Here is a 21998-nt window from a genome sequence, read left to right as displayed (position 1 = left end):
AAAGGATGCTACATCTTCGTCCGTTCTGCCTTCGGATCGTACATCGGCTTCAGCGAGGCTTCCGCCGCAAACCGCTCGCCAGCGATCTCGATCTCGTAGGACGAGGCCAGCACATCGGCCTCGCTCTCGCCGTGGCAGGGCACATAGCCCAACCCGATGGCGCCGCCGAGATGGTGGCCGTAATTGCCTGAGGTGATCGGGCCGACGATCTTGCCGTCGCGCAGGATGGCTTCATTGTGGAAGAGCAGGGGCTGCGGGTCCTTCAGCCGGAACTGCACCAGCCGGCGGTTCAACCCGGCGTCCTTCTTCTTCAGCACGGCATCGCGGCCGATGAACTCGCCCTTGGCGGTCTTCACCGCGAAGCCGAGGCCGGCTTCCAGCACATTGTCCTCATCGGTGATGTCGTGGCCGAAATGCCGAAAGGCCTTTTCGATGCGGCAAGAATCCAGCGTGTGCAGGCCAGAGAGTTTCAGGCCGACATCGGCGCCGGCCTCGTCGATCGCCTCGAAGACATGGGCGGCCTGGTCGGTCGTGACATAGAGTTCCCAGCCGAGTTCGCCGACATAGGTGACGCGGTGCGCGCGGGCCAGCCCCATGCCGATCTCGATCTCCTGGAACGTGCCGAACGGGTTGTTCTCGTTGGAGAAATCGTTGGGGCTTACTTTCTGGATCAGCTTTCGCGCATCTGGACCCATCAGGCAGAGCACGCTTTCAGCCGCCGTGACATCGGTAATGACGACGAACTCCTCGCCGACATGCCGGCGCAGCCAGGCCAGATCGCGCTGCAGCGTGGCACCCGGAACGACGAGGAAGTAGGCCGTATCCGAGAGCCTGGACACGGTGAGATCACTCTCGATACCGCCGCGCTGGTTGAGCATTTGCGTATAGACGATCTTGCCCGGGGCCACGTCCATGTCGTTGGCGCACAGTCTTTGCAGGAAAGCACAGGCATCGCGGCCCTCGACACGGATCTTGCCGAACGAGGTCATGTCGAACAGGCCGACCTTGTTGCGAACCGCAAGATGTTCGTCGCGCTGGTTGTTGAACCAGTTTTGCCGCTTCCAGGAATAGCGGTATTCGCGCTCCTGGCCCTCCCGTGCGAACCAGTTGGCGCGCTCCCAGCCGGCGACCTCGCCGAACACGGCGCCGCGCGCCTTCAGGTGTTCATGCAGCGGCGAGCGGCGCACACCGCGTGATGTCGCCATCTGCCGATAGGGGAAATGGTCGGCGTAAAGCAGGCCGAGCGTTTCGGAGACACGCTCCTTGAGATAGCGGCGGTTCTTCTGGAACGGCTGGGCGCGGCGGATGTCAACTTCCCAGAGGTCGAAAGGGGCTTCGCCATCATTGATCCACTGCGCCAGCGCCATGCCGGCGCCGCCGGAGGAGACGATGCCGATCGAATTGTAGCCGGTCGCCATCCAGTAGCCCCGCAGTTCCGGCGCCTCGCCAAGATAATAGCGGTCGTCCGGCGTGAAACTTTCGGGGCCGTTGAAGAAGGTGTGGATGCCGGCGGTCGCCAGCATCGGCATGCGGTTGACGCCCATTTCGAGGATCGGCTCGAAATGATCCATGTCCTCGGGCAACTGGTCGAAGCAGAAATCCTCGCGGATGCCGTCCATGCCCCAGGGTTTTGCCACCGGCTCGAAGGCGCCGAGCATCATCTTGCCGGCGTCTTCCTTGTAATAGGCGCACTCGTCCGGCACGCGCAGCACCGGCAGGCGGGAGAGGCCGGGGATCGGCTCGGTGACGAGATAGAAATGCTCGCAGGCGTGCAGCGGAATGGTGACGCCATTCTGGGCGCCCAGTTCGCGCGCCCACATGCCGGCGCAGTTGACGACGATGTCGGCCTCGATCATGCCCTTTTCGTCACCCCGCGCCCACGACACGCCGGTGACGCGGCCCGCCCTGGTATGGACTTTGGTGACCTTCACGTTCTCGACGATGGCAGCACCCCGCTGGCGGGCACCCTTGGCCAGCGCCATGGCGATGTTGGCTGGGTCGCACTGGCCGTCGAGCGGCAAATGCACGGCGCCGACCACGTCCGATACGTTGAGATGCGGATACATCTCCTTGACTTCGTTGGGAGAAATCTCGCGAACGTCGACATCGAAGGCGCGGGCGAGCGACGCCTGCCGGTAGATCTCGTGCTTGCGCTCCTCGGTCAGCGCGACCGTGATCGAGCCAACCTGGCGCATGCCGGTGCCGACCTCGGTCTCGGCTTCCAGCTTGACGTAGAGGTCGGCCGAATATTTCGCCAGCCGCGTCATGTTCTGCGAGCCGCGCAACTGGCCGATCAGGCCGGCGGCATGCCAGGTCGTGCCCGAGGTCAGCTGCTTGCGTTCCAAGAGCACGATGTCGGTCCAGCCGAGCTTGGCCAGATGGTAGGCGACCGAACAGCCGGAAACGCCGCCGCCGATGATCACCGCCCTCGCTTTGGTAGGAATGGCTTTGGTGGGAATGGCCTTGGTCATGCGGCCTCGCGGCGATAGGTGGAAGCAAAACGGCGCAGCCGGGCGGCCGCTTCCTGCAGCACGGGTTCCGGCTGGCAGAGGCTGATGCGGATGTGGCCGGCGGCGGCTTCGCCGAAGCTGGAGCCGGGCATCACGCCGACCTTCTCCTTGTCGAGGAGTGCCCAGGCGAATTTTTCGTCGTCGGGTTCGACATCGGATATGTCGAGCATGACATACATGCCGCCTTCGGAACCGCGCACGCTGACATTGTTCATGCCGCGCACTGCATCCAGCAGCACGGTCCGGCGCGCCGCATAGCGCTCGGCGATGTCCTTGACGCCGTAGTGCTTCTCCAGCGCCTCGGCGCAGGCGATCGAGATGAAGGCCGGCAGGCCGTAAGTCGTCACCAGATTGAGGTTGATGAGCAGCGTGATCATATCCTGCGGACCGGTCAGCCAGCCCATGCGCCAGCCGGTCATGCCATGGCTCTTGGACATGGAATTGATGACCAGCGTGCGCTCGGCCATGCCGGGCAGCGAGCGTGGCGAGACATGCTCGCCGCCCCCCAGTGTCCAGTAGACCTCATCCGACAAAAGCCAGAGATCATGCTCGCGGCAGATTTCGGCCAGCTGTTCCAGCCGCTCGCGTGAATAGACCGCACCCGTCGGATTGTTCGGCGTGTTGATCAGGATGGCGCGCGTGTTGGGCTTGAGTGCCGCGCGGATCATGTCGGCGCGGGGCTGAAACCCATCATCGGCCGGCGTCTCGACGACGGTGAAACTGGCGCCGGCGGCGCTGAATGTGTTGGGATAGGTGGCATAGTACGGCGCCACGACGATGGCGTGGTCGCCCTGGTCGAGAACGGCCTGCACGGCCGCATAAAGCGCGGCCTGGCCGCCCGGCGTGGCGATGACTTGATCGGGCGTCGTCTCTACGCCGGTGCAGGCGCTGGAGGCGGCCGCCATTGCCTGGCGCAGGCGCGGCAGGCCGGGAAGCGGCGTGTAATGGTGATTGCTGCCGCGAACCGCGGTCACGCAGGCCTCGATCGTTTGCGAGGGCGTGTCGAAGTCGTGATCGCCGACCGACAGCATGATGATGTCCTCGCCGGCTTCCTTGCGGGTCCAGGCGGCGAAATGAACCTCCCAGCCATCCTTGCCCGAAGGCACGATGCCGGAGATGCGCGACGATGGTCTAGGCATGCAAAATCCCCGAAATTTCGTAACCGTCCTGCTGCAGTCGATCGCGCAGCGCGGCAATGTGCGGCGGTCCGACTTCGCAGCAGCCGCCGACGATGTCAGCACCCGCTTCCACCCAGCCGATCGCTTGCTCGGCATAGGCGTCCGGCCCGAGGTCGTGGCGGGCGTGCAGCACATCCACGGTACCGCCGTGTTTGAGGGCCTCCGTGGAGGTGAAGCCATTGGCATAGGCGCCGACCGAGCCGCCAAGGTCGATCAGTTCAGGCAAGGCGGCGGCGATCGCTTCCGGCCGGCAGCAGTTGAGCAGCCGCGCCGCTATCGGCAGACCTTCGAGCGCGCTTGCCGCGGCGGCTATCGTTTCGCCGCTGCGCAGCCGCGGCGCGCCGTGATCGGCGAGCGTCCACGACACCCAGACCGGCTTGCCGCTCTCCGATGCCGCGGTGACGGCCGCGCGCGCCTCATCGGCCGAGGCCATGGTTTCGCAAAGGAAGAGATCGACGCCATCCGCCTGCTCGGCAACGATACGGCGGTAGATGTCGAGCGTCTCTTGATAGGAAATGGTCAGCGCCGGGGCGTAGCTGCCGAAAAGCGGCGACAGGCAGCCGGCGATCGCTGCCTCGCCGGCTTCCTCACACGCTTGCCTGGCCAATTCGATTCCGCGCTTCTGCAGCGGCTTGAACAGGTCCTCGGCACCCTCGCGCGCCAGGCGCTCAGGTGTCGCCGAATAGGTGTTGATGGTGATCACACCCGCGCCGGCGCGGATGAATTCGGCATGCAGGCCGCGCACCAGATCGGGTTCGTCGATCAGGACCCTGGCCGACCACAGCGGCGTCGGCTCAGATTTGCTGCGCCGGACCAGTTCCTGGCCCATGCCACCATCGGTGAGGATGATTTTCCTCATGCGCGCAGCCTCTCGTTCCTGGGATCCCAGAGCGGCTCGTCCTTCTGTACGACCGCCTGGAAACGGTCGCCGAAGATTTCGACCTCGACGGAGGTGCCGGGCTCGGTCAAATCCATCCGCAGCATGCCGAGCGCGATGGACTTGTCGATGCGATGGCCCCAGCCGCCTGACGTGGTCTCGCCGACGATCTGGCCGCCATGCCACAGCGTCGACATGTAGGGCGCGTCGCAATCGCCGGGGTTTTCCAAGACCAGCGTGACGAAGCGCTTCTTCATGCCTTGCTGCTTCTCGTTCTGAAGCGCTGCCTTGCCACGGAAATCGGGCTTTTCCCATTTGACGAAACGCTCGAGCCCACCCTGCAGGATGGAATAGTCGGTCGACAGGTCGCCCTTCCAGGTGCGGTAGCCTTTTTCGAGCCTGAGCGAATCCAGCGCGTACATGCCGAACGGTTTCAGGCCATGCTGTTGTCCCGCCGCGCAGACGGCGTCGAAGATGGAGGCCGTGTCGTCGACCCTCGAGTGGATTTCCCAGCCAAGTTCCCCGGCAAAGGACACGCGCACGAGCTTGGCCCAGCGGCCGGCGATCTTGGTTTCCTGATGCGTCAGCCACGGCAAGGAGAGGTCGGCGTCGCAGACAGCGGCGAGGATCATTCGCGAATTGGGGCCGGCCAGGATCTGGGTGGAGAATTCCTCGGTCCGGTCGATCAGCTTGAATGGCGCGTCCTTGGGCATGCGCGATTTCAGCCATTCGAAATCATGCCATTGCGCGACGGCGGCGGTGATCAGCGTCATCACATTTTCGTCGTGGCGCACGACGGACATTTCGGTGACGATGCGGCCCTTGTCGTCGGCGAAATAGACGAGGCCGATGCGGCCGGGCTTCGGCACCAGTCCGGTGACCTGCAAGCTTAGCCATTCGGCGGCGCCGTGGCCTTCGAGGTTGAAGCGCGAGAAGCCGGGCAGGTCGAGGATGCCGGCGGCGTCGCGCACCGCCAGGCACTCTTCGCGCACACGTTGCTGCCAGGGCCCGTCGCGGCGGAAGGTCAGCGTGGCTTCCTCGGAAATGTCGTCGCCGTCCTTCGCGTACCAGGTGGCGCGCTCCCAGCCATTGTAGGCGTCGAAACGTCCGCCCAGCGCCTTGATGCGGTCATGGATCGGCGAAAGCTTGCGGTCGCGCCCTTCCGGCCAGGCATGGCGCGGGAACTGGATGGCGTATTCATTGCCGTAGATTTCCATGCCCTTGGCGACGCAATAGTCCGGCGCCGAGGCAAAGGACGTGAAACGGCGCGGATCGCAGGACCACATATCCCATTCCGTCTGGCCCTGGGTGATCCATTCGGCCAGCACCTTGCCGGCGCCGCCGCCCTGGGCGATGCCGAAAGTGAAGACGCAGGCCTCGAAGGCGTTGGGAACACCGGGCATTGGGCCGATCAGCGGGTTGCCATCCGGCGCATAGGGGATCGGTCCGTTGATAACCTTGGACAGGCCGGCGGTGCCCAGGATCGGCACGCGGGCGACGGCGTCGGCGAGGTAATGTTCCAGCCGGTCGAGATCATCAGGGAAAAGCTGGAAGGAAAAATCCTCCGGCATCGGATCGTTGTGAGTGGCCCAATGCGCGCGGCAATTGCGCTCATAAGGGCCGAGATTCATGCCGGCCTTTTCCTGGCGAAGGTAATAGGACGTATCGACATCGCGCAGCAGCGGCAGTTTCTTGCCCTGTTCCTTCGACCATGCGGCGAGTTCAGGAATTTCCTCGAACAGGATGTATTGGTGGCTCATCACCATCATCGGCACTTCGCGGCCGAACATCCGGCCGACCTCGGCGGCACGGTAACCGGCGGCATTGACGACGATTTCGCAGCGAATCTCGCCTTGCGGCGTGGTGACCACCCATTCGTCCTTCTCGCGGCGCACGCCGGTGACGGGACAGAAGCGGATGATTTTCGCACCCAGGTCACGTGCACCCTTGGCCAGTGCCTGGGTCAATTGCGCCGGGTCGATGTCGCCGTCGCTCGGGTCATAGAGCGCGCCTTTCAGGTCGTGCGTCTCGATGAAGGGGTAGCGGCGCTTGATCTCGTCGACGCCGACCACGTCGATATCCATGCCCTGATAGCGGCCCATGCCCTTGGCACGCTGGAATTCCTGCATGCGCTCTTTCGTATGGGCAAGGCGCAGCGAACCGGTGACGTGGTAATTCATGGGATAGTCGACCGCGTCCGCCAAGCCTCGGTATAGCTCGGTCGAATAGCGCTGCATGTTCATCAGCGACCAGGACGAGGAGAAAGTCGGCACATTGCCGGCGGCATGCCAGGTCGAGCCCGATGTCAGCTCGTTCTTTTCCAGGAGCACGCAGTCGGTCCAGCCCGCTTTGGCGAGATGATAGAGCGAGGAGGCGCCGACGACGCCACCTCCGATGATCACCACGCGCGCCGTGCTCGGCAAACCCGCCATCTTCGTCTCCCAGAAATTGACTCAATAAACCGGTGGCGAAACCACCCAGATGACAACCGCCGGCTCGGTGCCTGGATTGCGCCAGCGATAGGGCTTGCCTTCGAAGCGGAAGGAATCGCCTTCGCCGAGCCGGTGCCAGATACCAGCTATCTCGATCTCGAAAATACCCGAGGCGAGATAGCCGGCTTCCTCGGTCGGCCGCAATTGCTCGGTCTTCATTTCCGCGCCCGGCGCGAAGATCGAGCGCACCATCTCGAAACTACCACCGAGATCGGGCGACAGGAGTTCTTCCACGAGGCCGGATTCGCTGGTGCCAAGCGTGCGGCGCCTGCCGGCGCGCACCACCACGCCGCGCTCGCTCTCGACCGGCACGTCATGGCTGAAGAACAGGCTGATCGGCACGCCGAACAATTCGGCAAACGCCCTGAGATCGCTGAGCGACGGCGTCGACAGGCCGCGTTCGACCTGGCTGACCCAGCCGACCGAACGGCCGAGTTTCAGCGCGATGTCGACGAGCGTCAGCCCGCGCGCCCGGCGTAGCGCGCGGATATCGCCGGCCAGCACGCGTTCGTCAGGTTCCTGCAATGTTCGTGCGGTAGGAGACGCCAAAACGCTCACTTCATGAAAATTTCAATTCGAATTTCATGAGAAATCAGACTCATGAAAAAATCAAGTAGATTTTCACCAATGCTCAAGATTTGCTTGCAGGATTTTGACGGTTCATGCAAAGGCTCCGCCGCGAGCGGCGAGTGGGGACGTCCGATCGACGCAATGGCTAAGGGACGGCCCATGTTGGAAAAGAAGGCTCGAATCGCGGATGAGGCCGAGATCGTCGACGAGGCGATCGTGTCGCGCCGTTCGGTGCGCGCATTTCTGCCCGACATGATCGACGACGACACCATCCGCGACATTCTGGCAGTTGCGGCGCGCGCGCCGTCCGGCACCAACATGCAGCCATGGCGGGTCTACGTCACCAAGGGCGAGACCAAGCAACAGATCTCTGATGCCATCCTGAATTCCGGTATCCGCGCCGAAAAGGCCGACTGGGACGAATACCGCTACTATCCAACGCAGTTCTTCGAACCTTATCTGACGCGGCGGCGCGCCAATGGCTTCGGCCTTTATGGCGCGCTCGGCATCGGCCGCCGCGAGGTCGACAAGATGCGTGCGCAGCACGACCGCAATTTCGTCTTCTTCGACGCGCCGGTCGGCATGATCTTCACCATCGACCGCCGCCTCAACCAGGGTTCGTGGATCGACTACGGCATGTTCCTGCAGAACATCATGGTCGCTGCGCGGGGCAGGGGCCTGCATACGTGCCCGCAAGCGGCCTTCGCGCCCTATCACCGGCAGATCCGGCCGGTGCTCAACATTCCCGACGAGGAGATCGTCGTTTGCGGCATGGCGCTCGGCTATGAGGACACCTCCAAACCGGAAAACGCCTTCCGCACCGACCGCGTGCCGCTGGAAGAGTGGGTGACGTTCAGCGAATAGAGCGGCTGCCCGACCTGGCGGCGCTTGCCGGCTATTCCGTATTCATCTGCATGCCATGGCCGCTGACATGGGCGCCGTCCTGCGGCGTCAGCTTGAGATAGGCAAGCAGCGCGCAGAGCGTGATGACGCCCTCGATCGCGAACAGGATCCGGAAATCATTGGTCACGGCAGGCCCGCCGCCGGCCAGGAACGACAGCATGGCCGCCGCCAGGCCGACACTGACCGCCACCCCGAGCTGCCAGAGGATGTAGTAGAGCGCGCTGAAGCGGGCGAGCTGGTCGGGCGCGATGTCGGAATAGGCGAGGTTGCCGGTCGAGGCCCATTGGACGGACCGAAAGACGCCGAAAGCAAAGATATAGCCAAGCACGATCCACACCGGCGTCGTCGCCTGCATCAAGGCGAAGCCGGCGACCATGGCGGCAACGACAGGCGTGTTGAAGACCAGGACGCGGCGGAAGCCGAACCGGTTGAGGACGCGCGGCATGAAGAAGCGCATGATCACCGAGCCGAGCGCGGCAACGAAAGTCAGCGATCCCGCCTGCACCGCACTCATGCCGAAGCCGAGCTGGAACATCAGCGGCAGCAGGAAGGCGACTGAGCTCAGCCCGATCGTGTCCAGCCCGCCGCCGGTGAGGAAGGAGATGCGGAAGGTGCGGATGCGCAGGAGCTTTAGATCGAGCAGGGGACTGGGCACGCGCAGGCAATAGAGCGAGGCAATCGACAGGATGATGACCGCCAGCGCCAGTTCGCCGGCAATCATGCCGCCGCCGGCGTCCTTGGCGGCCAGCGAGTCCATGCCGAACACCAGCAGGATCATGCCGCTGCCGACCAGCAGGAAGCCCGGAAAATCGAACCGCGTGCGAACGGGCTTGGTCACCGTCGGAAACAGCGAGGCGGCAAGGACTGCCGCCGCCAGCGCGAACGGGACGTTGATGAAGAAGATCCAGCGCCAGGAAATGTAGGTGGTCAGCGCGCCGCCGACGAGCGGTCCTACCAGCGGTCCGGTCTGGCTCGCCACCGAGATATACATGTTGATCTTCAGCGTGCGGTTGCGCGGAAAGCTCGACAGGATGACGACTTGGCCGAGCGTGCCCATCAGCGCCCCGCCAAATCCCTGCAGCGCGCGGGCGCCGACCAATGTCCAGATATCGTTCGACAGGCCGCAGAGCGCCGACGAGGTGGCAAACACCAGCAAGGCAAAGCAGTAGACATTGCGCAGGCCGAAGCGGTCGGCGGCCCAGCCGCCGAGCGGCATCGAGATGATCAGGCTGGCGACATAAACGGTGATCAGCAGACCGAGCTGGCTCGGCGGGCGGGCAAGGCTTTCGCCGATGCCGGGCAGCGCCGTCACCACGACATTCTGGTCGAGGCTGGTCATGAACACGCCGCAGGCGACCGTCAGCGGCAGCAGGAGCAAGGCTCTGGCCGACACATCGGCGCGATCCGTGGCGCCGGCGGATAGTTCTGCGGTCATGGGGATGTTCGAACCAAACGAATGTGCCGAGCCTGAGACGGGATTTTTATCCCTTGGGCCGATCTGGCGGCCACGTTGTTCCACCATGGCCGCCGGCGGCGCGATTCTCTAGCGGCAGAACCAGCCGGCATTGAGGCCAGAAGCGGGGGGCGAAACGGCTATAAGCCGCCCCCGCTTCCTTGTTTTGACGCAACTCCGGACGGAAAACCGTTTCACACTTTTCCTGGAGTTGCTCTACTGCACTTCGTAGCCGACTTCCTCGCTGGCATGGCAGAGCGCCTTCCAGAACGAACGTGCGAAGGAGCGGAAGACGTAGATGTCGAACTGGTCGGCGCCCGTGCGCTGAATTTGCGCGAAGACGTCGTGATGCGTGGTCGAGCGGCCGGCGCCGACCGGGAAGGCCGGCAGCGCGAAGTCGATGGCGAAGAATTTCGCCAGCACCCACTCGGCCTTCGGTCCAGCGATGCGGATGGCGGTGCGGCCATGCGACAGGTCCGTTACCGTGCCGATGGAGGGCGTCACCGCCTTGGCAAAAGCCGCGGCCAGCCCTTCGGCCTCGTCGGTCACGGTGAATTTTCCCGGCGCGAAACCGAACACCGATTTCACGCCGTCGCTCGAGCCGCCGCCGGCGCCGTCGGGCAGCGCCAGCCCGGTGACGGTGCGGATGGCCGCGATCAGTTTCTTCTCTTCGCCCGGCCAGGCGGCGAGCTGCACGATCGAGCCCGGCCTCGTTTCGGTCAGGATGATCTCGACGCCATGCTCGAAATTGCCATGCGAACCGACATGAAACTCCGGCTCGAGGGGGGATTGGCGCTCAACCATGCATGCGGGTCCCTTCAGGATCGTAGAAATGGTTGGAGACGATCTCGACCGGTCCGAACCTGTTGCGCAAGGGATCGGAGACATGGGCTCGCGTGCCGTGTCGTGCCTTGCCGCCCTCGACCAGCGCCAGCGCGATGTGCTTGCCGAGTGCCGGCGAATAGCAGCAGGCGGTGATGTGGCCGATCGAGCCATGCGGATTGGCTTCATCCAACGCCTCGACAATGTGCGCGCCGCCATTGAGCGGCCGGTTGTCGAGCGCAATCAGGCCGACCAGTTCCAGACGGTCGGACGCGATCAGGCCTTCGCGGTCCATCATGGCCGAGCCGATGAACGGCTTCTTCTTCGACAGCATCCAGTCGAGATGCAAGTCGCGTGCCGTGGTGCGGCCGTCGATCTCGGCGCCGGTGACGTGGCCCTTCTCGATGCGCATCGTGCCCAGCGCCTCGAGCCCATAGGTGACCAGGCCGAACGGCTTGCCAGCCTCGATCAGCGCTTCCCAGACAAGGGTGCCGTGGCCGGCGCCGGAATAGACCTCGAAGGCCATCTCGCCGGAGAAGGAAAGCCGGCAAATCATCACTGGCACGCCCGCTATCTGGCCATGGACGATGCCCATGAAAGGCAGTGTCGCATTGTCGACCGCGGTGCCGGTGACGCAGGCGGCCAGGATCTGCCGGGCCTTCGGGCCGCCGATCGCGGCGCCCGCCCATTCGTCGGTCACCGAGGTGACGTGGACTTTCAGCTCCGGCCAGATCACGTCGAGAAAATACTCCAGATGCTGCATCACCTTGCCGGCATTGGCCGTGGTGGTGGTCATGAGGAAATCCTGTTCGCCGAGCCGCCAGGTGGTGCCGTCGTCGAAGGCGAAGCCGTCCTCGCGCAGCATCAGCCCGTAGCGCGCCTTGCCGACGGCGAGCGTCGAAAACATGTTGGTGTAGACGCGGTCGAGGAAGGCCGCGGCATCGGGGCCTTGCACGGCGATCTTGCCCAATGTCGAGACATCGACGATGCCAGCGCTTTCGCGCGTCGCCTTGGCCTCGCGCACATAGGCCTGCTCGATCGTTTCGCCTGAAAGCCCGTAGATCATCGGCCGGTACCAGAGGCCCGCGGAATACATGGTCGCACCGTTGGCGACATGCCAGTCATGCATCGGCGTCAGCCGCTCGGGCTTGAGGTCGCCAAAGCGTTCGGCCGCCAGCGAGCCGATCGACACCGGCGCGAAGGGCGGCCGGAAACGCGTCGTGCCGACTTCCGGGATCGGCTTGCCCAGCGCCTCGGCCATGATGGCGAGGCCGGGAACGTTGGAGCTCTTGCCCTGGTCGGTCGCCATGCCGAGCGTGGTGTAGCGCTTGAGATGCTCGACCGAGACGAAGCCCTCGCGATGCGCTAGGCGCACGTCTTCAGCCGTCACATCGTGCTGGAAGTCGACAAAACTTTTGCCTGTGGCCCTGATCTCGAAGACGGGCGCCGGATCGGGGTCGCCGGGCACGGCCTCGACCGTGGGCAACGCCGCCGGCGTGCTCGTTCCACCGGCCGCTGCAAGGCCGGCGGCGCGGCCTTCGGCGATGGCCTCGGCCGTGGAAAAACTGCCGGTAAAAGCGCCGGCTCCAATCCACTGCCGTGTTGGCCAATGCTGCGTCGGCTTCGGCGGCAGGAAAGCCTGGCGTGCGGCATTCCATTGCGCCTTGGCGCCGGCCTGGCTGGCCAGATGAATGGTCGGCGACCAGCCGCCCGACATCAGCAGGCAGTCGGCATGGATGCTTCGTTCATCGCCGGTGAGCGCCCCGGTGACCATGTCGAAACGCTGCACCTTGATGCCGGACAGTGCCTTGCCGCCCTCGGTGGCGACGACGGCATGGCCGGCAAAGATCTCGGCCTCGGCCTCCGTGGCCAGCTTGCGCATCTCTGGCGAAATCTCGGACCTGACGTCGGCGATCGCGACGATCGCCGCACCGGCCTTCTTCAAGCCGACGGCCGCGCGATAGGCGCTGTCATTGTTGGTGAACAGCGCGATCCGCTCGCCCGGCAGCACGCCGAACTCGTTGGCATAGCGTTCCGCCGCATGCGCCAACATCACGCCCGGCCTGTCATTGCCGGGGAAGACCAGCGGCCGTTCGAAGGCGCCGGTGGCCAGCACCACCGATCTGGCACGGATCGCCCAATAGCGATGGCGCGGCTCACCCTTGGCGGGCTGTTCCTTGTGGTCGCTGACCCGTTCGAGCGCGGCAAGCGTGTTGTTGTCGTAATAGCCCCACACCGTGGTGCGCGGCAAAAGCCGGACATTGTCGCGGCCTTCGAGCTGGGTGACGGTGCGGCGCGCCCAATCGGCGGCCGGCGCGCCGTCGATGGTTTCGGCCGACCAGTTGGTCGAGCCGCCGAAACGCGGTTCGAGGTCGGCCAGCATGACGCGAGCGCCCTGATCGGCGGCGGCCTTGGCGGCCATCAGGCCGGCCGGGCCGGAACCGACCACCAGCACGTCGCAAAAAGCATTCATGCGCTCATAGCGGGCGGGGTCCTTCGCCGATCCGGCGCTGCCCAGACCAGCGGCGCGGCGGATGAAATGCTCGCAGAACATCCAGAAACGCGTGCCCTTCAGCGGACCGATCACCGGCCCCATGAAGGTCTTGTAGTAGAAGCCGGCCGACAGGATCTTGCCGCCGAGCTGGTTGACGGCATGGATGTCCCAGGCCAGCGAAGGGAAGCGGTTCTGGCTGACCGCGACCAGCCCGTCATGGATCTCGACCATGGTCGCGGGGATGTTGGGCTCGCGCACCTCGCCCTTCAGCACCGTCACCAGCGCATTGGGCTCCTCCACGCCCGCGGTCAGCAGGCCGCGCGGGCGGTGGTATTTGAACGAGCGGCCGAAAAGCGTGACGCCCTTGGCCAGCAGCGCGGAGGCCAGTGTGTCGCCGGCATGGCCAGTGTAGGCAACGCCGTCGAAGGTGAAGCGGATTGTCTTCAGCCGGTCGATGCGGCCGCCGGTGTCGGTGCGGCGCGGGCTCATGCCTTGTCCTCCGCCTTGCGGCGCGCGGCCGAAGTATGATCGCCGCGCACGAAGGCGACGCTCGAAATCTCATGCGTCAGAGTGTTGCGCACGACACGCAGATGGGCGCGGCAACCGCCGGAATGCTGCCAGATCTCGTTGTGGTCGCCGGCCGGGTTCAGCCGGTCATAGACGTAGGCGTTCCACGCCTCGAAATTCTGCGAGGCGGGATCTGGACGCTCGCGGTTGCCGTCACCCTGGTAGGTGAACTCGATGACGTCGCGCGGGCCGCAATAGGGGCAGGTGATCAGCACAGGATGTTCCTAATGGAGCCGCGGGTTCGCGCCCTGGCCCTTGTCGTCGATGACGAGGCCGCGGTGGAAGCGGTCGAGGGTGAACGGCGCGTTGAAGTCGTGCGGCTCATCCTTGGCGATGGTCCAGGCGAAGCACCAGCCGGAGGCCGGCGTCGCCTTGAAGCCGCCATAGCACCAGCCGCAGTTGAGATACATACCGGGCAGGGGGCCGGTGGTGATGATCGGCGAGCCATCCATCGACATGTCGCAGACACCGCCCCAGGAGCGCAGCATGCGCACGCGGGCAAGGCCCGGAAACAGCGCCAGCATCTCGCTCATCACCTCGTCGACGATGGGCAAATTGCCGCGCTGGGCGTAGCTGTTGTAGCCGTCGATATCGCCGCCATAGACGAGGCCGCCCTTGTCGGACTGCGACATGTAGAAATGGCCCATGCCGAAGGTCACCACCGTGTCGATGAAGGGCTTTAGCGATTCCGTCACGAAGGCCTGCAGCACATGGCTCTCGATCGGCATCGTCTCGACGCCGGCCAACTGCATGACGCGTCCGGTGCTGCCGGCCACGGCGACCGCCACCTTTTTGGCCCTGATGTCCCCGCGCGACGTGGTGACGCCGGTGACGCGGTCGCCATCGCGCAGGAAGCCGGTGACCTCGCAATTCTCGATGATGTCGACGCCCCGCCGGTCGGCGCCGCGCGCATAGCCCCACGCCACCGCATCGTGGCGGGCGGTGCCGGCGCGCCGCTGCATCAGGCCGCCGACGACGGGAAAGCGGGCATCCCCGGAGATGTCGAGCGCCGGGATCAGGCGCTTGATCTGCGCCGGCGTCATCAGTTCGGCATCGACGCCGAGATGGCGCATGGCGTTGCCGCGCCTGGCATAGTCGTCGAACTGCGCCGGTGTGTGCGCCAGGTTCAGGCAGCCGCGCTGGGAGAACATGACATTGTAATTCAGCTCGTGCGACAGGCCTTCCCACATCTTCATCGAATGTTCGTAGAAGCGGGTGTTGGCGGGCAGCAGATAGTTCGAGCGCACCGCCGTGGTGTTGCGACCGACATTGCCGGAGCCGAGCCAGCCCTTTTCCAGCACGGCGACATTGGTGATGCCGTGCTCCTTGGCCAGATAATAGGCGGTCGCCAGCCCGTGGCCGCCCCCACCAATGATGATGACGTCATAGGAAGCCTTCGGGTCCGGCTTGCGCCAGGCCGGCTTCCAGTCGTTGTTTCCCTTGAGCGCGTTCGCAAGCAGCGAAAAGGCCGAGTACTCTGCCATCATTGTCATCCGGTTCGGGCGATGCGGCAGACTATAGAGCAGGCCGCATCCGCAAAGCCAATATTGCGCCATGGCCTTTCGACTGGCCGACGCCGCGATGCGACGGCTTGCCCCACGATATGGCCCTCTTTATCAAGGAGAGGTTTTTAAATGCCTTTGCCCCCGGTGAGTCCAATAGTCATGCTTTTGAGATTGCTTCGCCTCGCTTTGGTTTTCACGCTGGTCATTTCGGCGTTGCCTTCGCTCGAGGTGATGGCGCAGGCGCTTGGCCAGGGCTCCATCGGACTGATCACCGATCAGCAGAAAGTCATCCAGGGCCTGACGGCGAAGACCGACGATCTCGAGAAGAAAATACAGCAGGACGGCGAGGACGATGCATCGCTGGTGGATATCCGTCTGCAACTGGAGGATCTGTCGCGGGCGGCACTGACCAGTGCGCTGGTGTTCCGTCCGCGACTTACCGAGATCAACAATCGCATCGAGGTGCTGGGTCCGCCGCCGGCGGCAGGCCAGCCGCAGGAGCCCGACATCGTGACCGGCGAGCGCCAGGCGCTGGCGTCGGAAAAGGCCGAGATAAACGCGGTCGTCGCCAGCGCGCAGAACCTGTCGATCCGCATCAGCGGGCTGGTCGACAAGATCGGCAATATGCGCAGCGCGCTCTTCCGCAACCTTTTGACCAAGCGCTACGTGCTGTCGGATGCGCTGAGCCCGCAGGTGTTTTCCGACGCCCATGAGGAATACGCCAATTTTTACAAGGCGGTGTCGTCCTGGCTGAGCTTCGCGTTCAAGTTCAAGTTCCAGCCCATCCTGGCGGCAACCTTCGTGGCGCTCGGCCTGGCGCTGGTGCTGCTGGTCGGCGGCCGGCGGCTGTTCGGGCGGGTGTTCGAAGCCGATCCCGCGAACGAAGAGCCGTCCTATCTTAGCCGCTTGTCGGTGGCCTTCTGGTCCACCTTGCTGCCGACCCTGGCGGTCGGCGTATTCCTCGCCTCCACGGTGTTCTTGTTCAATTATTACAATGTGTTGCGCGGCGACATAGGAGTCTTTCTGAATGCGCTGGCAACCGCCATCGGGGTGGTGTTCTGCGTCAACCGGCTGACCAATGCGGCGCTTGAGCCGCGGCTGCCGAACTGGCGCCTCATCCCGGTCGAAACCGGGGCGGCGCGCTGGCTGGTGCGCCTGTCGACCGCCATGGCGGTCGTCATCAGCGTCAACACCTTCCTGTCGGTCGTCAACGACAAGATGGGCTCGCCGCTGTCGCTGACCATTGCGCGCAGTTTCGTCGCAACCATTGTCGTCGGCATCATCCTGATTCTGATGGCGATGCTGCGACCGTTCAGGGCACGCGACGGAAGTTGGCGGCCATGGCCGGCATGGCTGCGCTATCTGGCGCTGGCGCTTGGCCTGTTCACCATCATCGCCGCCCTGCTTGGTTATATCGGCCTTGCCCTGTTCGTTTCCCTGCAGGTCGTGGTCACCGGCACTGCACTGATCACCGCCTATATCGGCTTCCTGTCGGCGCAGGCGATCGGCGAGGAGGGGGCGTTCGCCAACACCACTGTCGGGCGCTGGCTGTCGACCAATTCCAGCTACGAGGACACGGCACTCGATCAGCTCGGCCTTGTCGTCAGTGTTGCCATCAACCTGTTGATCGTGCTGGTTTTCTTGCCGCTGATCCTGTTGATGTGGGGGTTCCAGCCCGGCGATATCCAGGCCTGGGCCTACAAGCTGGCGACCGGAATCACCATCGGCTCGGTGACGATTTCGGTCACCGGCATCCTCTCGGGCATCGTCGTCTTCATCATCGGCTATTTCCTGACCCGCTGGTTCCAGGGTTGGCTCGACGGCTCGGTGATGGCGCGCGGCAAGGTTGATACCGGCGTGCGCAATTCGATCCGGCTGGCGGTCGGCTATGCCGGCGTGGCGCTGGCGGGGCTGGTCGGTATCTCGGCCGCCGGCATCGACCTCTCCAGCCTGGCTCTGGTCGCCGGTGCGCTTTCCCTCGGTATCGGCTTTGGCCTGCAGAATGTTGTGTCGAATTTCGTCTCCGGCCTGATCCTTCTGGCCGAGCGGCCGTTCAAAGTCGGCGACTGGATCGTGGCCGGCGACGTCAGCGGTACGGTCAAGAAGATCAGCGTGCGCGCCACCGAGATCGAAACCTTCCAGCGGCAATCGGTGATCCTGCCCAATTCAAACCTGATCAACAACGCCGTCGGCAACTGGACGCATCGCAACAAGCTCGGCCGCATCGATATCAAGGTCGGCGTCGCCTATGGCAGCGACGTCAAGCAGGTTCACGCCATCCTGCTCGAGATCGCCCGCAGCCACCCTATGGTGTTGAAGAACCCGGAACCCTTCGTGCTGTTTTCCAATTTTGGACCAGCGGCGCTTGAGTTCGAGATCCGTGTGTTCCTGGCCGATGTGATGAATGGCAACATCGTGCAGAACGACGTCCGCTTCGCCGTGCTCGAGAAATTCAGCGACCAGCATATCGAGATCCCGTCGACACCGCGTGCCGTCGTCGAGGTGCACAAGCCCAAGGCCTGGCCGACAGACGACGACAAGATCGAGGCCGACTTCGTCGAACAGGAACAGGCGAAGGTGGAAGCCGCGGCCGAAGCGAAAAAGCTCGCCAAATCGGGACGCAAGGTGCGCAAGCCGGATCCGGACTAGGGCCGGTTCCCATCAGCTTCTCGCGACCAACGCCGTCAGCGCCGCGCGCAGATCGGTCTTGCCGCGCCTGACTTCGCCGACGCCGTGCTCGACATCGATGCGGCCGGCATTGTGGGCGTCGAACATCGCGGCGACCAGTTCGGCGTAGCTCGTGCCGATGCCGCCGCCGACGAGGGCAGGAACCCAGTCCTGCCTCGCCAGTTCTCGGGCGACGATCGCGCGGCCGGCGATGTCACCCAGCGTTCGCGCCACATCGGCCGTGCTGTAGCGGTTTGGCCCTTCGGCGTGGACCACGCGCAGCGCATCGCCGCTGCCTGAAAGGAGGAGATCCGCTGCCATCAGCCCGACATCGCCGGCCGACACCGTCGGGAAGGATTTGGTCACAGGATGGTGCAGGCTCGGCAGCACGCCGGTCTCGATTGCCCGGCCGACCAGGCGGTTCCAATTCTGCATGTGCTCGGCGGAACGCAGCACCGTCAGCGCCGCCGGTACCGACGCCAGCTGCGCTTCCAGATGGTGAAAGGTGAGGGTTATGCCGGTGCCGGCGGCAAGCTGGGCGCCATAGTCCGAGATTGCCAGGATACTTTCCGGTCTGACTTGATTGAGTGCGTCGACGATGGACCGGATAGTGGCTTCCATCTCCGCCGGCGCATCATCGGCGCCGACGCTGGTCGGGCAGATGACCTGAACGGCGGTGGCACCCTTTGTTGCCCGCGCCAACGCCGGCGTATCGCACAGATCGGCAATTTCCGCCTCGCAACCGACCGCACGGAACTCCTCTGCGTGCGACGGGCTCCGCACCACGGCTCGGACCGGAACGTGGTGCCTGCGAAGCGCACCAATCGTGGCCCGTCCGATCTTTCCTGCCGCGCCCAACACAACAAACATGCCCGTATCCTTCATCCTGACCAGTGGAACCTCAGGAATGCCGAACGGGCGGGCCTGGGTCGCTCAGATTTGGATGGCGGAGCGCAAGAACGGACGATTGGCTTCGAAAGCCAGAACGCGGCGCCGGACCTTACCGCTGCATGCGGATCAGTGCGGCCGGGGTGACGCCGAGGATGCGCTTCATGCTTTGCGCCATGTGGCTCTGATGCGCGAAGCCCGCTTCCAGCGCGATCTGGCTGAGCGGCATTTTTCCCTGATGCAGCAGGGTCCTGGCCCGTTCGACCCGGCGATGGATGACATATTGGTGGGGAGGCATGCCGAAAGTGCGGCGAAACAGCACTTTCAGATGCGAGACACTGATCGCTGCCACTTGCGCCATCTCATCCAGCGAAAGATCCTGGTCGAGATTGGCTTCGATGAAATCGATCAGCCTGCGCTTCTGGCCGAAAGAAAGCATTTGCCTGGCTGGAGCTTCCGATTTTGAAGCAGCGCCCTGGATGATCTGGATCGCCAGCGCCCTGGCCAGGCTTTCAAAATAGAGCCGGTCGGATGGCACGTCCGGGTTCAGACCGGTCGCCAGCGCATGGGCGATGTGTTCGATCCTGGCATCGCGGCGCTGGAACTGCGGATTGACGACGACCCTGTCCGGATCGATATCAAGGTCCTCGGCAGCGCGCCGAACCAGCGCCGGACTGACCCACAGCCGCAGGATGGTGCAGTCCGCGTCATCCTTCCAGTGGCCATCGAGCCCGGCGGGGACAATATCGATGTCGCCGTCCGACTGGACCCGGCGGTGATGTTTTCCATCGCAATGGCACGAGGCGTTGACCGGCGCTCCGATGTGGATCCCAAGCCGATGGTTGATGGATGCGGGTACATAATGGGTCAGCCCCGCGGCAATCCTTCGCGACTCAACCCCAACGCCGATCGTTTCCAGCCAGTTGTCGTGCATGGTCTCTTTTTCGCGTTTCCGCCTCGGCATCATATCGTGCCGGCCGGCGAAATTAACAGGGCCTGACGTATGCTTGCGGACACGCCAAAACCAATTGCGGCATGAATGCGGCATTCAGTTGCGGTTCAGCTTCCATCTCATATAAGCTCCCATGCAAAGGGCGAAAATGCCTTGCGAAATGCAACAGAGGCGGTGGGAACACCGATATTGCAACATGTGGAAGTCTCTCGTCGCTGCCGTGGCCTTGCTCGCCGTGAGCGGCTCGGCTCATGCCGCCAGCGCGGTCAACAAGGACGCCGAGACCCGCACGCTGGTCGTGACGGAGGGCGGCAGCAAGACCGACCTTGCACTGGCCGGAGGTGAAACCGTCGAATTCTGCCAGAACGGCTGCTTCGTCACCTTGCCGAACGGTGACCTCGAGGCCCTGACCGGTTCGGAAACGGTCGAAATTTCCGGCGGCGTCGCCCGCATCAAGTAACCCAGGAGGCATGATTGGAAAGGCCGGGCATTTGCTCGGCCTTTTATCGTTTCCGGTAGCGGTTGTTTAACAATGACGCCGGAAATACCGCCTCGGCAGCCGCCTGCAACCAGGCGTTTTAACGTTCGCTACGCCATCCCCCGCTATACCAGCGTCAAGACGCCGAAAAGCGGCGCGCAACGGGATTCCGGCTTTCCGGATCATACGCTGGCAGGGCAGGACGGGCATGGATGCGCGGTCGGACAGGAACGCAATACCGCTTGCGGTCGATCTCGACGGCACGCTGATCGCGACCGACTTGCTGTGGGAAGGCCTGTTCCTCCTCCTCAAGAAGAACCCGCTCTATATCTTCCTCGTACCGTTCTGGGCTGTCGGCGGGCCGGCGCGGCTGAAGCAGGCGATCGCACAGCGCATCGATATCGATCCTGCAACACTGCCCTATCGCGCGCCGCTGCTGGACCGGCTGCGCGCCGAGCATGGCGAGGGTCGCAAGATCGTGCTGGCGAGCGGCACGCCGCGCAAATTCGCAGACGCCATATCAGCCCATCTCGGCATTTTCGACCGTGTTCTGGCGACCGATGGCCTCGACAATCTCACATCGGGCAAGAAGCGCGCCTCGCTGATTTCAGCCTATGGCGATGGCGGCTTCGACTATGCCGGCAACAGCCGCCATGATCTCCAGGTCTTCGACGCCGCGCGCAATGCAATCGTCGTCGCGCCCGACCGCCATGCCGCGCGCTGGCAGGCGGCGCATGGCGCCGAAACCATGCCGGCGCCGAAGCCGACCTTGCGGACCGTCGTCAAGATGCTGCGCGTGCATCAGTGGCTGAAGAACTCGCTGATCGCCGTGCCGATGGTGCTGTCGCACGAATATTTCAACACCAACATGATCTGGCAGTGCCTGCTGGCGTTCATCGCGTTCAGCGCGGTGGCCTCGGCGATCTACATCCTCAACGATTTCTTCGATCTCGCGCTCGACCGCAAGCATGTCACCAAACGCAACAGGCCGTTCGCCAGCGGCGCGCTGTCGATCCCGTTCGGCCTGGGCGCGATCGCGGTGCTGCTGGCGATCGGTGTCGGCACCGGGTTGTTCCTGTCGCCTGAATTCCTGGCCGTGCTTGGCGGCTATATGGTCGTCACCACGGCCTATTCACTGTCGTTCAAGCGCATGCTGCTGGTCGACGTGCTGACGCTGGCCGGCCTCTACTCGATCCGCGTGATCGCGGGTGCTGCCGCCACCGGTGTCGACGTCTCGTTCTGGCTGCTCGCCTTCTCGATCTTCTTCTTCCTGTCGCTGGCGCTGGTGAAGCGCTTCGTCGAGTTGCGCACCACCGCCATTCCGCCCGGCGAACGCATTGCCGGGCGCGGTTATCGCACGGAAGACCAGGAGATCGTGGCCCAGGCTGGCATGGCCTCCGCCTTTTCCTCGGCGCTGGTGCTGGCGCTCTATATGGACAGCGTCGCGGTGCGCGAGCTTTACCCGCATCCATGGCTGATCTGGCCGCTGCCGCCGATCGTGCTTTACCTCACCATGCGCGTCTGGATCCTGGCGCGCCGCGACGAGATGAATGACGACCCGGTCGTCTTCATCATCCGCGACTGGCGCAGCCAGATCGTGGTTCTGATCGGCGCCGTGCTGCTGGTCATCGGAGGCTGGTAG

General features: G+C 64.0%; 16 protein-coding genes. 4 read left to right on the top strand and 12 right to left on the bottom strand.

Translation table 11 applies throughout. The annotated features are described in order from the left end of the window. Positions 1–8: 8 nt before the first annotated feature. The 5 genes from ACWGS8_RS07545 to ACWGS8_RS07525 are packed head-to-tail and all read right to left on the bottom strand — an operon-like array spanning position 9 to position 7561. Positions 9–2471 carry a GcvT family protein gene (locus ACWGS8_RS07545; RefSeq protein ID WP_454580328.1) on the bottom strand — a complete coding sequence of 821 codons (2463 nt, stop codon included), beginning with the start codon at positions 2469–2471 and terminating at the stop codon, positions 9–11. After that, a complete protein-coding gene (locus ACWGS8_RS07540) occupies positions 2468–3649 on the bottom strand; it encodes a pyridoxal phosphate-dependent aminotransferase (RefSeq protein ID WP_454580327.1) in 1182 nt (393 codons plus the stop codon). The genes ACWGS8_RS07545 and ACWGS8_RS07540 overlap by 4 nt, the downstream gene beginning before the upstream one ends. Then, a complete protein-coding gene (locus tag ACWGS8_RS07535) occupies positions 3642–4547 on the bottom strand; it encodes a homocysteine S-methyltransferase family protein (protein ID WP_454580326.1) in 906 nt (301 codons plus the stop codon). Before ACWGS8_RS07535 ends, ACWGS8_RS07540 begins: the two co-directional genes overlap by 8 nt. Further along, positions 4544–6997 carry a GcvT family protein gene (locus tag ACWGS8_RS07530; protein ID WP_454580325.1) on the bottom strand — a complete coding sequence of 818 codons (2454 nt, stop codon included), beginning with the start codon at positions 6995–6997 and terminating at the stop codon, positions 4544–4546. The genes ACWGS8_RS07535 and ACWGS8_RS07530 overlap by 4 nt, the downstream gene beginning before the upstream one ends. A 21-nt stretch (positions 6998–7018) precedes the next feature. Further along, positions 7019–7561, bottom strand: a complete 543-nt coding sequence (locus ACWGS8_RS07525) for a helix-turn-helix domain-containing protein (RefSeq protein WP_454581245.1) — start codon at positions 7559–7561, stop codon at positions 7019–7021. A gap of 225 nt (positions 7562–7786) precedes the next feature. Here ACWGS8_RS07525 and ACWGS8_RS07520 point away from each other — a divergent pair, with 225 nt between their 5' ends. Then, on the top strand, positions 7787–8491 hold the full coding sequence (locus tag ACWGS8_RS07520) for a nitroreductase (RefSeq protein WP_454580324.1): 705 nt from the start codon (positions 7787–7789) through the stop codon (positions 8489–8491). Between the two features lie 31 nt (positions 8492–8522). Here ACWGS8_RS07520 and ACWGS8_RS07515 read toward each other — a convergent pair whose 3' ends face one another. The 5 genes from ACWGS8_RS07515 to ACWGS8_RS07495 form a co-directional block, all read right to left on the bottom strand. Further along, positions 8523–9965 carry an MFS transporter gene (locus ACWGS8_RS07515; protein ID WP_454580323.1) on the bottom strand — a complete coding sequence of 481 codons (1443 nt, stop codon included), beginning with the start codon at positions 9963–9965 and terminating at the stop codon, positions 8523–8525. A gap of 234 nt (positions 9966–10199) precedes the next feature. Beyond that, positions 10200–10787, bottom strand: coding sequence for a sarcosine oxidase subunit gamma (locus tag ACWGS8_RS07510; protein WP_454580322.1), 588 nt, complete (start codon positions 10785–10787; stop codon positions 10200–10202). Beyond that, entirely contained in the window at positions 10780–13788 is a 3009-nt protein-coding gene (locus tag ACWGS8_RS07505) for a sarcosine oxidase subunit alpha (protein WP_454580321.1), read from the bottom strand. The genes ACWGS8_RS07510 and ACWGS8_RS07505 overlap by 8 nt, the downstream gene beginning before the upstream one ends. Next, entirely contained in the window at positions 13785–14081 is a 297-nt protein-coding gene (locus ACWGS8_RS07500) for a sarcosine oxidase subunit delta (protein ID WP_202350034.1), read from the bottom strand. The genes ACWGS8_RS07505 and ACWGS8_RS07500 overlap by 4 nt, the downstream gene beginning before the upstream one ends. A gap of 9 nt (positions 14082–14090) precedes the next feature. Beyond that, entirely contained in the window at positions 14091–15350 is a 1260-nt protein-coding gene (locus ACWGS8_RS07495) for a sarcosine oxidase subunit beta (RefSeq protein WP_454580320.1), read from the bottom strand. 180 nt (positions 15351–15530) lie between these two features. Here ACWGS8_RS07495 and ACWGS8_RS07490 point away from each other — a divergent pair, with 180 nt between their 5' ends. Continuing rightward, a complete protein-coding gene (locus ACWGS8_RS07490) occupies positions 15531–18020 on the top strand; it encodes a mechanosensitive ion channel family protein (RefSeq protein WP_454580319.1) in 2490 nt (829 codons plus the stop codon). 12 nt (positions 18021–18032) lie between these two features. Here ACWGS8_RS07490 and ACWGS8_RS07485 read toward each other — a convergent pair whose 3' ends face one another. After that, positions 18033–18908 carry an NAD(P)H-binding protein gene (locus tag ACWGS8_RS07485; RefSeq protein WP_454580318.1) on the bottom strand — a complete coding sequence of 292 codons (876 nt, stop codon included), beginning with the start codon at positions 18906–18908 and terminating at the stop codon, positions 18033–18035. Between the two features lie 130 nt (positions 18909–19038). After that, positions 19039–19860, bottom strand: a complete 822-nt coding sequence (locus ACWGS8_RS07480; protein WP_454580317.1) for a helix-turn-helix domain-containing protein — start codon at positions 19858–19860, stop codon at positions 19039–19041. Positions 19861–20074: 214 nt separating this feature from the next. Here ACWGS8_RS07480 and ACWGS8_RS07475 point away from each other — a divergent pair, with 214 nt between their 5' ends. Both ACWGS8_RS07475 and ACWGS8_RS07470 read left to right on the top strand, forming a co-directional pair. Next, complete coding sequence (locus ACWGS8_RS07475) at positions 20075–20338, top strand: hypothetical protein (protein ID WP_032930670.1); 264 nt, start codon at positions 20075–20077, stop codon at positions 20336–20338. A 226-nt stretch (positions 20339–20564) separates the two neighbouring features. Beyond that, entirely contained in the window at positions 20565–21998 is a 1434-nt protein-coding gene (locus ACWGS8_RS07470; RefSeq protein ID WP_454580316.1) for a UbiA family prenyltransferase, read from the top strand.

The organism is Mesorhizobium sp. 43Arga (assembly GCF_053714255.1).
This window is presented reverse-complemented; position numbering and strand designations above follow the sequence as displayed.

What these genes read in the sequence shown, in the direction of transcription:
- ACWGS8_RS07545 (WP_454580328.1), bottom strand. Translation starts at nt 2,471, where the DNA reads ATGACCAAGGCCATTCCCACCAAAGCCATTCCTACCAAAGCGAGGGCG.
- ACWGS8_RS07540 (WP_454580327.1), bottom strand. Translation starts at nt 3,649, where the DNA reads ATGCCTAGACCATCGTCGCGCATCTCCGGCATCGTGCCTTCGGGCAAG.
- ACWGS8_RS07535 (WP_454580326.1), bottom strand. Translation starts at nt 4,547, where the DNA reads ATGAGGAAAATCATCCTCACCGATGGTGGCATGGGCCAGGAACTGGTC.
- ACWGS8_RS07530 (WP_454580325.1), bottom strand. Translation starts at nt 6,997, where the DNA reads ATGGCGGGTTTGCCGAGCACGGCGCGCGTGGTGATCATCGGAGGTGGC.
- ACWGS8_RS07520 (WP_454580324.1), top strand. Translation starts at nt 7,787, where the DNA reads ATGTTGGAAAAGAAGGCTCGAATCGCGGATGAGGCCGAGATCGTCGAC.
- ACWGS8_RS07515 (WP_454580323.1), bottom strand. Translation starts at nt 9,965, where the DNA reads ATGACCGCAGAACTATCCGCCGGCGCCACGGATCGCGCCGATGTGTCG.
- ACWGS8_RS07510 (WP_454580322.1), bottom strand. Translation starts at nt 10,787, where the DNA reads ATGGTTGAGCGCCAATCCCCCCTCGAGCCGGAGTTTCATGTCGGTTCG.
- ACWGS8_RS07505 (WP_454580321.1), bottom strand. Translation starts at nt 13,788, where the DNA reads ATGAGCCCGCGCCGCACCGACACCGGCGGCCGCATCGACCGGCTGAAG.
- ACWGS8_RS07495 (WP_454580320.1), bottom strand. Translation starts at nt 15,350, where the DNA reads ATGGCAGAGTACTCGGCCTTTTCGCTGCTTGCGAACGCGCTCAAGGGA.
- ACWGS8_RS07490 (WP_454580319.1), top strand. Translation starts at nt 15,531, where the DNA reads ATGCTTTTGAGATTGCTTCGCCTCGCTTTGGTTTTCACGCTGGTCATT.
- ACWGS8_RS07485 (WP_454580318.1), bottom strand. Translation starts at nt 18,908, where the DNA reads ATGTTTGTTGTGTTGGGCGCGGCAGGAAAGATCGGACGGGCCACGATT.
- ACWGS8_RS07480 (WP_454580317.1), bottom strand. Translation starts at nt 19,860, where the DNA reads ATGCACGACAACTGGCTGGAAACGATCGGCGTTGGGGTTGAGTCGCGA.
- ACWGS8_RS07475 (WP_032930670.1), top strand. Translation starts at nt 20,075, where the DNA reads ATGTGGAAGTCTCTCGTCGCTGCCGTGGCCTTGCTCGCCGTGAGCGGC.
- ACWGS8_RS07470 (WP_454580316.1), top strand. Translation starts at nt 20,565, where the DNA reads ATGGATGCGCGGTCGGACAGGAACGCAATACCGCTTGCGGTCGATCTC.